Here is a 12,853-nt window from a genome sequence, read left to right as displayed (position 1 = left end):
CATGCAAAAAAAAGCCATCGTCCTGCTATCCGGCGGATTAGATTCAATTACCGTACTTGCTCTTGCGAAAAAGCAGGGATTCAAATGTTACGCCTTAAGCTTTGATTACGGTCAGCGGCATAATGCCGAGCTAGTAGCGGCAGCGCAGATAGCCGCAGATTATCAAGTCGAAGATCATAAAATCATCAAACTGGGTTTAAGCTCGATTGGCGGTTCTGCGCTGACCGACGAGCACATTGCCGTGCCTCACTCTCCACAAGACGGCATACCGGTAACCTATGTGCCGGCAAGAAATACGATTTTCCTGTCCTTTGCCTTAGGTTGGGCGGAAGTTTTAAAATTAAGCGACATCTTTATCGGTGTTAATGCCGTGGATTATTCCGGATACCCGGATTGCAGGCCTGAATTTATCAAAGCGTTTCAGCAATTAGCCAACCTAGCCACTAAGGCCGGCGTAGAAGGTGAGCATTTCGTGATACATACCCCTCTAATCGCGCTGAGCAAGGCGGAAATCATTAAGCAGGGTGTTGAGTTAGGTGTGGATTATCAGCGCACAGTGTCCTGTTATTCCGCCGATGAGCAAGGTCGTGCTTGCCAAGTTTGTGATGCCTGTCGCCTAAGAAAAATCGGATTTACTGAGGCGGGAATAAAGGATCCGACACGGTATCAAATAAGCTGAAAAAAAACTTGCCAAGATCAGATTAATCAGTATAATAGGCAATCTTTGTTGGGTCGTTAGCTCAGCCGGTAGAGCACCGCACTTTTAATGCGATGGTCGCGCGTTCGAATCGCGCACGACCCACCATCAAAGATATATGAATCAACCAGTTAGGCTTTTCTGTCAACTGGTTTTTTTATGCCTGTCGTTAAAGTTTCCACATTGTTACCACCGTTTAAAGTTCTCGCCAACGGGTTAAGTTGAATTGCTTGAATCAAGCAGTCAGGCGACAGGTGAGAATACCTCATTGTAATATTTAAACTCGAATGCCCAATATCTGTTGAAGGGCAACAATGTTGCTGCCATTCATAATAAAGTGACTGACGAAAGTATGGCGGAGAATATGAGCCAGTTGTTCTACATGACTTTGCTCAGCACGGTAACCGGAAAAGTCTTCTGTTGCTCTCGAATAAAGCCGTATTTTATTGGCGTTCTTTCGCCAAGAAGACTGTACCTAAAGGGTGCCATATAATATTTCGTGCTCCATCCGCAATTGTTCAACTTTTTTACCTAAGTGGGGTAATTCGTCTTGATCAGTCAAGTTCAAAACCTTTTTCTTTCGTCTTCCACCCATCGCCCAATAGCAGTAAGTGATATGCCTAAATTATCGGCTGCTTGCTTGTGCGTATAGTCTTTTCAGTAACTAACTTAAGCGTCTTGTTTAAACTCAATGCTGTATTCGGGGCCTTTATGCTTATTTTGATTACTCATGTTCACCGCCCGCTGATGACATTATAAAAAGTGTCCTGTTTAATTAAACCATTTCAGTACAGCAATGGATTGACAGTCTGGACACAGGGATCAATGCAGCTGGTGAAGTTCCAGTCGGCGTAATTTCGGTGCCAGTTTTGCCGTCGCAGCAACGACAGTCAGCGTCATCACCCCACCGAAAACTACCGATGGCACCAGCCCCATCAAGCGCGCCGCAATACCCGATTCAAACGCTCCCAGCTCGTTGGATGAGCCGATAAATATACCGTTGATAGCGGAAACCCGGCCGCGCATGGCATCGGGTGTCGCCAGCTGCAGGATGGTCGTGCGCATGACCACAGATACCCCGTCGCAAACACCGGAGAGTATCAAGAGCAGCCCGGCAACCCAGAAGTTTGTTGATATGGCAAAGCCGATCATACAGAATCCGAATCCCGCCACGGCTGCCAGCAGCCAGCGTCCGGCATACAGGTTGATCGGATGGCGGGCGAGCAATAATCCTGTCATCACGGCGCCGATTGCCGGGGCGGCACGAAGAATACCCAGTCCCTGAGGACCGTAATGAAAGACGTCGTGAATAAACGCAGGCAGCATGGAAACCGCGCCCCCGAACAGCACGGCAAACATATCCAGCGACTGCGCGCCCAAGATGATCTGGTTGCTGAACACGAAGCGCAGTCCTTCAGCGATGCTGGTGAAGATAGGCGCGCTTGCCGCCGGAGGAGGCTCCTCGACGCGTAGCGACAGCAGGGCCACTGCTGCAACCAAACACAAACCGGCGGCAACGCCATAGGCGGCAGTCTTGCCTGCCCATCCAACCAGGATGCCGCCTAACGCAGGTCCGACTACGAGTCCGAACTGGAACGCGGAACTGCCGATTCCCGACGCTCGGGCATATTGATCACGCCGTAAAACCAGGGCAAACATCGCGCTATACGATGGGCCGATAAACGCACGCGCCACCCCGGTAAAGGCGATAGAGCCGTAGATCCACCACGAAGGATTGCCGCCTATCCAACCTGCCGACACGGCTGTCAGCGTCAGCGCGGTGAGAAATAGCATTAGGCAGGCGAGCACGCCGAACAGGCGGCGAGAGTAGTGATCTATCGCATAACCTGCAAATAGCGCGCAACAGAAGTAGGGGATGACCTCGGCCAGTCCGACCAAACCCAGCGCAAATGTGTCATGTGTCAGTTCATAAATGTGCCAGCCCACTACGATCGCCATTACTTGGTAGGCGAGAACGATTAGGACGCGAAAAGATAGCAGTTTGAGAAAAGGATTGGGTTTAACAAAAAATTGCATGAATGTCCGATGATTAATAGCGGCCTGCCTGAGTAGGACAATTGAGTCAAAATAGACGCTAAGTGTACCGCCTTCTTTGCGGACAGCAGCCCTGATTATGGAAAATTCCAACTTTTCGATTACTTATAAAATGTACAGCGATTTGGCTGATTTCCTCCCAATGATTTTATATATTTTGTTTCGAATAAAATCGTTTTACCAAATATAAGCACTCGCCATTTTTCCCATTATTTCAAATTCAAGCGCTTTTTTTGCCGCAGTACCGGCGATGCCATAGCAAACGTGTAAGGGCAATAAGTGTTCAGCTCTTGGGTGGCAGTATCTTGCAGCAGGGGCGCTAGCCCAGTTTTTTAACCTTTGCTCCCTCTGCTCTTCAGTAAGCTGGCTATTAGAACAGGTATCAATAAGCCACTGCTCGAAGGACTCGTTCATGGCTCGGGCTGCTTTTGTCGATGGCACAAAAAATTCTTTGAGATTATGGAATGAAAACCCGGAACCAATGACAAGAACGTTATCTTTTCTCAAATCAGCTAAGGCCTTGCCAATCCGGATATGCTCTTCGGGCTGCAAGCTATTGATTAGGGATAATTGAACGCAGGGAATGTTTGCCTCCGGATACATAAGCTTTAACGGCACAAACAAGCCATGATCAAAACCGCGCTGGTCGTCGAGTTTTGCTTCAATACCCGCTCTTCCCAAGAGATTAAAAATCCTATTCGCCAGCTCAGGCGAGCCCGGTGCTGGATACTCGATTTCATAGGATTCTTTGGGAAACCCATAATAATCATATATCAATGCAGGGGATGCCCCGCTGGTAATGGTTGGCTTACCCTCTTCCCAATGCGCGCTAATGACTAAAATAGCGCTGGGCTTTGCAAGCGTTTGCGCAATCTCCCTAATAATATTTGGTGGCCTTTATCTCCAAGCAAGGGTAAAGGACCTCCTCCATGAGAAAGGTACACAACAGAACCGGGTAAAATATTTGATTCGCTGTTCATGATTGCTTGGCCAATTGTGCGTATTACTGTGATCGCCTCGGCTACCCAAATGATACTTGTGTAACCTATATGCAGGCAAGCGTCTCAAATCCACGATGAGGACGGTCTGGAAAGTCGGCGATGAATCGTTACAACGCGCGAGTGGGCGAGTCGTACTCCTTAATAACGATAACAGTAATTCCTGTTACCGTTGTTTATTTCTATTCTGATATGGGACTTTAACCAAAGGTTTATTCCTTGACGGCTTCAACGGCAATGGTAAGGGTAACCTCGTCACTGACGTTAGGCGCGTACTTTCCCATATTGAAGTCCGTACGCTTAACGACTGCGGTTGCGTTCGCACCGCATGCGTCCTTTTTCAGCATCGGGTGCGGCATGCACTGAAACGATGTCACATCGAGCGTGACCGGCTTGCTGATACCTTTAAGCGTCAGTGAGCCATCGACTGAAACGATCTTTTCGCCATCGAAGTTGACTTTGTTGGAGGTGAAAGTGGCGGTGGGATACTTGGCGGTGTCGAAAAAATCTACACCCTGAATGTGTTCATTGAATAAGGGATAGCCGGTATCAACCGAAGTGGTGGCAATGACGACATTGACCGAGCCTGTTTTCGCCTCGCGATCGATAACGATGTTGCCGGAGGTCTTGTCGAAGCGGCTTAACTGCGTCGAAAAGCCAAAGTGGCTGTAGGAAAAACGTGGATAGGTATGGGTATTGTCGATGACATACGTTTCCGGAGCGGCTAGGGCTGGCGTTGAAATGGCTGCTGCCAGGATTAAAAGGGTAATGCGTTTCATGGTGTTGCTCCTTATAAAGGTAGTGATAAAAAAGATGACAATATGTTTTGACTAGCGAAAAAGTGAATCCTGATCCGGATTTCTTTGGCAACAGCGCTAAAGCCGGACCGGATCTACGCGTCGTCCGCCCTCATGCCGCCAATGCGGTGAGCCGTAGTTTGGCTCCGGCCAGTGCTGCTTCCTTAGCTGTCTCGCCCATATTGAGTCCTTCGGCATAAACGAACTCGGTATTGTCCATGCCGAGAAAGCCTAAAAAATCGCGCACATAGTTTGTCTGGCTGTCCAGTGGCGTACCCGCGTAGATTCCGCCCCGTGCTGCGAAAACATAGACCTTCTTGCCGGTTAGCAAGCCCTCCGGTCCATTTTCGGTATAACGGAAGGTTACCCCGGCGCGGGCAATTTGGTCAAAGTAGGCCTTTAACGTCGAAGGGATGCCGAAGTTATACATCGGTAGACCGATGACTATAATCTGCGCTTGTTTGATCTCTTCGATCAGCGCATCCGATTCGGCGACATAGGCTTGCTGTTCCGGTGTTCGCGTTTCGGGCTGTGCAAAGAAAGCCAAAACCCGCTGGGCATCCAGGTGAGGAATGGCGTCATGTGCAAGGTCGCGGACGATTACCTGGGCGTCCGGTTCATTCGCTTGCCAGGCGGTGACGAACTGGTCGGCGAGCTGGGTGGACTGACCACCGGAAGAGAAAATGCTTGAGTTAAGTTGTAATAGGGTTGTCATGGTATTTCTCTAATCATTGAAAGTAAGGCTATTAGACTTCTTGTTGAAGTGATAAAAAAGTATAATAATTCGCTGTTAATGGTCTAAAAATCAGATAGGTTTCGATGTCTCCCCATATTACCCTTGAGCAATGGCGCTCATTGATCGCAGTTGTAGACGCGGGCGGTTATGCCCAGGCTTCGGAATCACTGCACAAGAGCCAATCTGCCGTCACCTATGCGGTACAAAAAATAGAGTCCTTACTTGGTGTGAAAGCATTCGAGATTCAAGGACGTAAGGCGATCCTCACGCCGACCGGGCAGATGCTCTATCGACGTGCGCTGGCGTTAGTGGACGAAGCCAACGATCTGGAGCAAGCCGCCCACGCGCTGTCGGCCGGCTGGGAGGCGGAAATACGTATCGTCGCTGAAATTCTCTTTCCCTCTCGACTGTTATTAGCTTGTCTGGATCGTTTTGGGCAGGAAAGCCCCGGTACGCGGCTCGAATTAATTGAATCGGTACTCGGTGGAACTTCGGATGCACTGCTAAAAGGGGAGGCCGACTTGGTGATTTCTCCCCAGCTGCCGCCAGGGTTTCTGGGCGATCCCTTGATGCGAATACGGTTGCGCGCAGTGGCTCATGCCGATCACCCTTTACATCATTATGACCGGGAACTGACCTATCGGGATCTGCGCGCATATCGCCATGTGGTGGTGCGTGATTCGGGCGCCAATCGTGACCGACGCACAGCGACAGTTGAAGTGGATCAGCGTTGGACGGTGAGTCAGGTCGCCACATCAATCCAGGCAGTCTGTATGGGATATGGATTTGCCTGGCTGCCGGAGGAGCACATCCGCGAAGAGCTGCGGACCGGGACGCTTCGGCCGCTACCCTTACGGGAAGGCGGTACGCGCGAGGCGTCGCTCTATTTGATTCTAGCCAATCCTGACTTTGCAGGTCCCGGAGTAAGACGTCTGGCGGAGATCGTCAGGGAATCGGTTGGATCGGAGTATTTTTTTAAGATGGAGTAAATCTTTGAAGATTTTGTTCGTGTATTTTGATTTGTCCTGATCCAGGCAACAGGCCTGCTGGGGCTTTAGAGAACAAAGCTCTGAACTTCTCCATGAAATCGAACATGGCCTGCTCATGGACGTAATTAATATTCTTGTCGCGCCGTTATTTACCGGTCTTTTGTGAACGGCCTGAAGCGTTACTCATCAATAGTCGAACCGGCTTTCAGACGATATGAGACAGAGTCCACGGCTCTTTTTTGGATTTGTTCTACCAGTTCCATGATTTGCTGATCCAGCATGAATCGCAGTTCCCATTCCATTGCCAGGTCGGCCGGCAAGCTGTCGATACGGTGATGTTCGGTGTAGCTTTGTTTCAGTAGCGCGTGGATGTCGGCAGCCTCAGTCCGGGTCTCCTGTTGTCGGCCTTGCAGCACCAGCGCCGCATTCTCCAGAGCGCTTGTCAGCGCCGCATCGAAAGTTCGGCTATGTTCTTGCAGTTCATCAGGAAAGCTGCTGAATTGTTGACCGCTTAGCAAGCGATAGCGCCGCCGAATCTGTAGCAATCCGGACAAGTTGCCTGCGGCTTCAATAACCGCACGCAGCGCCGTTCTTTCGTTGACTTTGTAGGTCAATCTTGCATCCGGCTCCAGTACCGCGTGAATCACCAAATCCTGTGCAGCAGCCAGATCTTTTTCAGCCGACAAGCGCAATGGCAAGGTAGATTTAAGCATCAGGCTCAGGTCCGGCAACCGGGTTGTGAACTTGGCGAGTGTGTGCAATGCCGCTGTGGTATGGTGACGGGCAAGTACAATCGAACGCCGCGGCCATAGCGCATAGTCGAGTATTCCCATCACGATGATGCCCAGCAAAATACCGATAACCCGGTCACGCGGCAGATACAGATCGGTGACTGGGCCGAAATCATGTAAAACGAACATCGCGAACGAAAACCCGAGTTGCCTGCCCATGTAAGCGATACGTTCGCTGCCGGAGGAAATCCAGGCCGCAATGGCCCACACCGGAGCCGTTGCAAGCGCAAAGCCGGCGATGGTGTCGAGCTGGGACTGGAACATCAGCACATACAAGTAGGCGCAGAGTCCGCCCAGGATGGCGCCCGATACACGCAATATCGATAGCCGGTAGTCGGCGCCGAGACTGGTTTGTGCCGCGACCAAACAGGTGGGTATGGCGGTATTGATGTCCGGCCAGCCCAGGCTTTCAACGATCAGCGTGCAGAGTATGGCGCCCAGAGAAAATTTAATCCCGAATTGCAGGCTGTCGGCATGCGTCGCCCAGAAATCATAGCCAAACCAGGCGGGTAACCAGTCATCTGCTTCATTACTGTCGGTTTCGGCCTCTAGGGGTTTAATTTCAGGCGCGGCTGTCGGCTCATGCAAGTTATGCATCAAACCGGCGGTACGTTGCAGCGCACGCCAAATGGCGGTTAACAGCGAAGGGTTGGTTTGCGAATAACTGCGCAGCACTTCATCGGTCAGCAGCGTCTCTATTTGTCCGGAAACATCGCGCGATTCTTCCACGCCTTGCCGCAATGTTGCACAGGCGCTTTGCAGAGCCAGGTAGACATTTAATTTTTCCTGATTCATCGGTTGAGCGCGATACTCTGCCGTCAATACCTGATCCAGCCAGATGGCCATCTGCCGTAAACCGTCGATTTCAAGCAGCAGGGCAAGATAAGTATCATGCCGTCCATGCATTGATGGATGTATCAGTTCCGCGTTTGACAGAAGCCCCAGTATTTTGCCGAAGCTGCCGGCGCTGGAAAATTTCGAGATGACCCGCTTATGGATATTCACGCCGCTGTCGGCCAAGCGCGCACTGAAAATGTATTCCACTGCCGCCAGTTGTTCAGCGATACTCGTCTTCAGTTGTTTGAGCGGGTCTTGCGGCTTGATGGTCAGATGCACCACCGTCCAGGATCCGATAGCCAATACGCCAATGATCGGGATATTCCACAAGGCGTTGTAGATGCCTTGAGCGGGAGTGCTTGGGCTATACAGCACCGCCACCGAATACCAGAGGGCGATGCCGGTAGGCCAGGCGATCAGGCGGGCATGAAACAGGGCGACAGCCAGGATTATGAAAGACAAGGGGAGCAACAGCCAGGCATCATTGCCGGCAAACATAAGCGTAAACACCGACACCGAGGTGGTGACGATGATATAGCCCAGCTGGCGCAGTCCGAACGCCAACGATTGACCGGCATTCGCATACGCGTCGTAACTCAAGCATATCAGCAGTGCGATCGCTCCCAATGGCGGCACGTGCAGGGTTTGGCTGACTAGGGCAATGGTCATCGCAACGATGAACAGGCGGAATGCGGCTACGCGCCGCTCTGGAAAGTCTCTGAGTTCAGTCTTCAGGAATTGCGTCAGGCCGGTCCCGAACCAAAGACGGCTTCGCTTTTTGTTCAGAGCGGAAGCGTGCTGTGTGTCGCCGTGGTTCATTGCGGAATCCGGGTTTTGCTTTCTCCTTCCTCAGTGGCAGGCGAAAGCCCCGGAATTTCGGCGGGACGATCCAGAACGGTGACAAAGGCGGTCATGCCCATGCGCAACGGGTGTTCGGGGTCGCGTTCGTGTATCTCGATCCGCACCGGGAAGCGGGATGCCAGAATGACCCAGTTCAGGGTGCGCTGAACCTCCGGCAGAACCCCTTGTTGCTTGATATTGTCGGGATAATTGGCCCAACCGATACCGGTCACCACCCCCCGGTAGCGTTTTCCCGGATAACCGATGAGGAATACGTCGGCTTCCTGACCTGGGCGGATGGACTGTAGATAAGTTTCTTTGAAGTTGGCGATGGCGTACCAGTGGCGGTCATCGACCAGGGCGAACATTTGCGTTCCGGTCTTGGCGTATTCGCCTTCGCGTGTATTCAGGTTGGTGACGTAGGCATCGAAAGGCGCACGCACCGAACAATATTCGACGTCCAGTTCGGCGGCGGCAACGACCGCTTTGGCCGCTTCGATGCGGGCATTGACGTTGCCGACCTGGGCGATCAACGATACGGCGCGGCGGCTATCGCTTTTGGCTTCGTCTATCGCGCTCCGGGCCGAAAGTTCCTTGGCCCGGGCGTCCGCCAGTTCAGCGCGCGACGCGGCGTACTTGGATCGGGCCTGCTTGAGCTGGTCTGCCGTTACGTATTGTTTCTCCGCCAAGGGCTCAAGGCGTTCCAGATAGCTATGCAGATATTCATCCTCGGCCTCAATTCTGCTGACTTCAGCCTCGGCGGCGGCGCGTTGGTGTTCCAGTCGTTCGATGGCCAGTTCGGCGGAGCCGCTGGAGGCGCGCCGTGAATCCACATCTTTTTCGGCCACCAGCAATTCCGCCTTGGCTTGGGCCAGTTTGGCCTGATAGGGGCGGGGATCGATCACATATAGCAGATCGCCCTGCTTGACGTACTGATTGTCTTCAACGTGCAATTCCACGATACGGCCGCTCACTTCGGGCGCGATGCCGACGATGTTGGCCCGCACCATCGCATCATTGGTGCGGGGATGCTGATAGTTGATGCGCCAGACCAGCGCTCCGGTCAGGAGTGCGCCCAGCACGATTAACGTTCCGATGATGCGTCCCAGCATCATGCGGCGTTTAAAATTTATAGCGTGATTATCAGTTTGACTGTTTTCCATGATGGACGGCGCCCGTGTTTACGTCGAGTAAAATAACAACCAGATAACAAAAGTGCATAGCGCCCACAGGCTCGGCGCAATCAACAGCGGCGGCCCCAGATACGGCGCCAGCCGGTGTCGCACCAATTGCCACATCAGTACCATGCTTGCCATCAGTCCGGCAAGGATACAGATAATCCAGGCAGGCCAGAACGAACCCTGAATACTCAGCATCGGGTCGCAAGCCGTCAGAAAAAACGCAAAAATAACCGGGAAAGCCGTTTTTCGTAATCTCGTTATGAAGGTCATAATTTGCGCCTGAGCGGAGAAACTGAACTTAAATAATTTTCGTATGACCATTAGATTTATTTTTGGCGACGTTTTTTTAAGATTGATCAGGTCATTAATAAATCTTTAAGTTGTAAAAATTAAAGGCATTAACTAAAGTGTAGCTGATCAGGATTCTGGTATTTGAAGCCCCTATTGTCAACCAACTCATTCAAGTTTCCGAAAATAGGGACATTCTGCAACTAAATTGACGTTTGAATAAGGTGGTTTAAATTTGCAAAAGTTGCGGCGCAGTAAGTGCGATAACTTGCTAACATTGTTGTCCTATCTGCCGCGAGGTATAAGCCGAGCGATTGTGCCGGCCGCGATGGCATTGACAGCCTGCATGCCGCCGAGCGCGGTGCAGTTTGATGAACCCTATGCGGCGGCCCCGGCCGACCATGCCGTTGATTGGCATGATTACCAGACCAAGGCCACAACCGGCACGCAGCCGCCCCCGCTATCCAGCCGTTCGCATGAAGAAAGCCCGATCGATACCAAGCTAACCTACGACCTGCCTGCGCTGGTCGACCTGGCCTTGCACGCTAACCCGGAAACAAGAGTGAGCTGGGAGGAGGCGAAAGCCGCCGCCGCTCGGCTCGAAATGAATCGCAGTGCCTGGTACCCGACTCTGACGGCTATGGCGTTCGGGCAATATTTCAAAAATAGCTTCCCCATCCCCGGAGGCGCGTTGGTAAGCCATGGTTACTCCTCTTTGGGCAGTTTGAATTTGGCATGGACATTGTTCGATTTCGGACGCAGGGAAGCCATGGTCGATGCGGGCGCACAGCGCTTGAGCGCCGCTAATTTTGCCTTCAACCGCAAACATCAGGAAATTGCCTATCGGGTTGCAACCGGTTTTTTTGCTTATCAGGCCGCCCTGGCCAAGGTAACGGCGGCGGAGCAAACATTTGAGGCCGCAAGGGCCGGTTCCGCTTCGGTTCAGGCGAAACTCGAAAAAGGTCTGGCGACACGCCCCGATTTATTGCTGGCGATTCAGGAGCAGGCGAAAGCCAGTTATGACCTGCAAGATACACGCAGCTCGGTGATTCAGACACATGCCGATTTGACTTCGAGCTTGGGTATTTCGCCTTCTTATTCGTTGCAACTGATAGACTTGAGCAAGCTGCCTTTACCGGCAGGACTGGTGCAGTCGGTCGAAAAAATTGTCGATCAGGCATTGGAGCAACGCCCCGATCTGATGGCGCGCCTTGCCGAATTACGTGCGCGCGAAGCCGAAGTGAAGAAGGCCAGGGCCGAATTCTGGCCCAAGTTTTCCCTGGGAGGCAGTCTCGGCAATCAAGCCTGGAGAAATGTGCATACCAATCCACCCGGTAATGAAAGTTATTCGGCGAGCAATCTGGTCGGTACAGCGATGCTGAGCATGGAATGGACCTTGTTCGATGGCTTTGAGCGCAGCAATGCCGTGCATGAAGCAGAGGCCAGGAAAGAGGCTTCCAAGGCCCAACTTGAGGCCTTGCGTCTGGAAATTATGCGCGATATCTGGAAAGCCTATGCCGATACCAAAACCGCGCTGGAAAAACGCGAGTTTGCGTTAGCCTTGTTGAAAGCTGCCGAAGAATCCTATGCGGCCACACAAGAATCTTATACCCACGGCTTTTCCACGGTGATAGAACTGCTTTCCGCGCAAAAGGATTTGGCGCGCGCCCGTTATACCGAAATCGACAGCCGAGCCACCTTGCTGCGATCCGCAGCAACCCTGGTTTATGCTTCCGGCGGACAAAGCCGGAATGCAACGGATTAATTTTTCCAAGTCCTAACGGTGCAGAAAAGCCGTTTGATGCTCGACCCAATGTTCTGCGCCGCATATAACTCAATGGATATGTAATGTAGCACCTGATGCATGCCAAAATGACAGCTATTGAAAAGCGTATTTTTTAGGGTTTAGAGCCGGTTGCTCCACGGCTTTTCAGGAGACATCCAATTTGTAGCCGAATCCTCGGACAGTCTTGAGCAGTTTTAGCTCATAATCGTCATCGATTTTTCGTCTCAACTGGCGAATATAGACATCCACCACATTGGTCAATGGGTCGGCGCTGTAGCCCCATACCTGCTCCAGTATCCGGGTGCGGCTCAACACCTTGCCGGGCATGCGCATAAAGCATTCCAGCAAGGCAAATTCCTTCGGAGTTAGCTCGATTAGCGTTTCTCCACGTCTTACTTCATGGGTTTCTCCATTCAACAGGAGGTCGGCTACCTGCAGTTCTTTGGTTTCCAATTTGATTTCGCCGCTACGACGACGCATCAGCGCTTCGATTCGAGCAAGCAGTTCTTCAAACGCGAAAGGCTTGGTCATATAATCATCGGCGCCTGAGCGCAAGCCGGTCACCTTATCCTGCACGGTGTCCCTGGCCGTCAACATTAGAATCGGGGTGCCGACGCCGGCGTCGCGCAAGCGCTCGCAAACCTGTCGGCCATTGAGATCAGGCAAGCCCAGATCCAGAATAATGGCTTGAAACTTGCCCGCGCTACCCAGCGCTATCGCATCCAGCCCGTTACGGGCCACCTCCACGGCATAGCCTTCGGCCTTCAGACCTCGTTGAACAAAATCGACAATCCGCTCATCGTCTTCCACTAGCAGAACTCGCATGTAACCGGTATCCATTAGATTAGTGTAGTTAAG

General features: G+C 52.0%; 11 protein-coding genes and 1 tRNA gene. 4 read left to right on the top strand and 8 right to left on the bottom strand.

Going from position 1 to position 12,853, the window contains the following annotated elements; all coding sequences use genetic code 11:
* Window position 1 precedes the first annotated feature (1 nt).
* The gene (gene queC / locus METTU_RS15465) at window positions 2-679 is read left to right on the top strand and encodes a 7-cyano-7-deazaguanine synthase QueC (protein WP_006892725.1); all 678 of its coding nucleotides are present in this window, start codon (window positions 2-4) and stop codon (window positions 677-679) included.
* A gap of 50 nt (window positions 680-729) precedes the next feature.
* Window positions 730-805, top strand: a tRNA-Lys gene (locus tag METTU_RS15460).
* A 714-nt stretch (window positions 806-1,519) separates the two neighbouring features.
* On the opposite strand, the gene METTU_RS15455 is transcribed toward METTU_RS15460, so the two are convergent.
* From METTU_RS15455 to METTU_RS15440, 4 genes are all read right to left on the bottom strand, one after another.
* Window positions 1,520-2,734, bottom strand: a complete 1,215-nt coding sequence (locus tag METTU_RS15455; protein ID WP_006892724.1) for an MFS transporter — start codon at window positions 2,732-2,734, stop codon at window positions 1,520-1,522.
* 195 nt (window positions 2,735-2,929) lie between these two features.
* The gene (locus METTU_RS15450) at window positions 2,930-3,586 is read right to left on the bottom strand and encodes a DODA-type extradiol aromatic ring-opening family dioxygenase (protein WP_254258075.1); all 657 of its coding nucleotides are present in this window, start codon (window positions 3,584-3,586) and stop codon (window positions 2,930-2,932) included.
* A 376-nt stretch (window positions 3,587-3,962) separates the two neighbouring features.
* Window positions 3,963-4,529, bottom strand: coding sequence for a YceI family protein (locus tag METTU_RS15445; RefSeq protein WP_006892722.1), 567 nt, complete (start codon window positions 4,527-4,529; stop codon window positions 3,963-3,965).
* Between the two features lie 130 nt (window positions 4,530-4,659).
* A complete protein-coding gene (locus tag METTU_RS15440) occupies window positions 4,660-5,262 on the bottom strand; it encodes an FMN-dependent NADH-azoreductase (protein WP_006892721.1) in 603 nt (200 codons plus the stop codon).
* Window positions 5,263-5,366: 104 nt separating this feature from the next.
* Here METTU_RS15440 and METTU_RS15435 point away from each other — a divergent pair, with 104 nt between their 5' ends.
* Window positions 5,367-6,272, top strand: a complete 906-nt coding sequence (locus tag METTU_RS15435; RefSeq protein ID WP_006892720.1) for a LysR family transcriptional regulator — start codon at window positions 5,367-5,369, stop codon at window positions 6,270-6,272.
* Between the two features lie 179 nt (window positions 6,273-6,451).
* Here the strand turns inward: METTU_RS15435 and METTU_RS15430 are convergent, their stop codons facing one another.
* Genes METTU_RS15430 through METTU_RS15420 form a run of 3 tightly spaced genes read right to left on the bottom strand, consistent with a single transcriptional unit; the run spans window position 6,452 to window position 10,191 of the window.
* A complete protein-coding gene (locus METTU_RS15430; RefSeq protein WP_006892719.1) occupies window positions 6,452-8,719 on the bottom strand; it encodes an FUSC family protein in 2,268 nt (755 codons plus the stop codon).
* A complete protein-coding gene (locus METTU_RS15425; RefSeq protein ID WP_006892718.1) occupies window positions 8,716-9,903 on the bottom strand; it encodes an HlyD family secretion protein in 1,188 nt (395 codons plus the stop codon). Before METTU_RS15425 ends, METTU_RS15430 begins: the two co-directional genes overlap by 4 nt.
* 18 nt (window positions 9,904-9,921) lie before the next feature.
* Complete coding sequence (locus METTU_RS15420; protein WP_006892717.1) at window positions 9,922-10,191, bottom strand: YtcA family lipoprotein; 270 nt, start codon at window positions 10,189-10,191, stop codon at window positions 9,922-9,924.
* A gap of 346 nt (window positions 10,192-10,537) precedes the next feature.
* On the opposite strand from METTU_RS15420, the gene METTU_RS15415 reads away from it, so the two are divergent.
* Window positions 10,538-11,974 carry a TolC family protein gene (locus tag METTU_RS15415; protein ID WP_150107873.1) on the top strand — a complete coding sequence of 479 codons (1,437 nt, stop codon included), beginning with the start codon at window positions 10,538-10,540 and terminating at the stop codon, window positions 11,972-11,974.
* A gap of 165 nt (window positions 11,975-12,139) precedes the next feature.
* On the opposite strand, the gene METTU_RS15410 is transcribed toward METTU_RS15415, so the two are convergent.
* The gene (locus tag METTU_RS15410; protein ID WP_254257987.1) at window positions 12,140-12,835 is read right to left on the bottom strand and encodes a response regulator transcription factor; all 696 of its coding nucleotides are present in this window, start codon (window positions 12,833-12,835) and stop codon (window positions 12,140-12,142) included.
* Window positions 12,836-12,853 lie beyond the last annotated feature (18 nt).

This window comes from Methylobacter tundripaludum SV96 (assembly GCF_000190755.2).
Classification (GTDB): Bacteria; Pseudomonadota; Gammaproteobacteria; order Methylococcales; family Methylomonadaceae; genus Methylobacter_A; species Methylobacter_A tundripaludum.
Note: the sequence above shows the minus strand (reverse complement) of the source record. Positions and strands in the feature narration are given on the sequence as shown.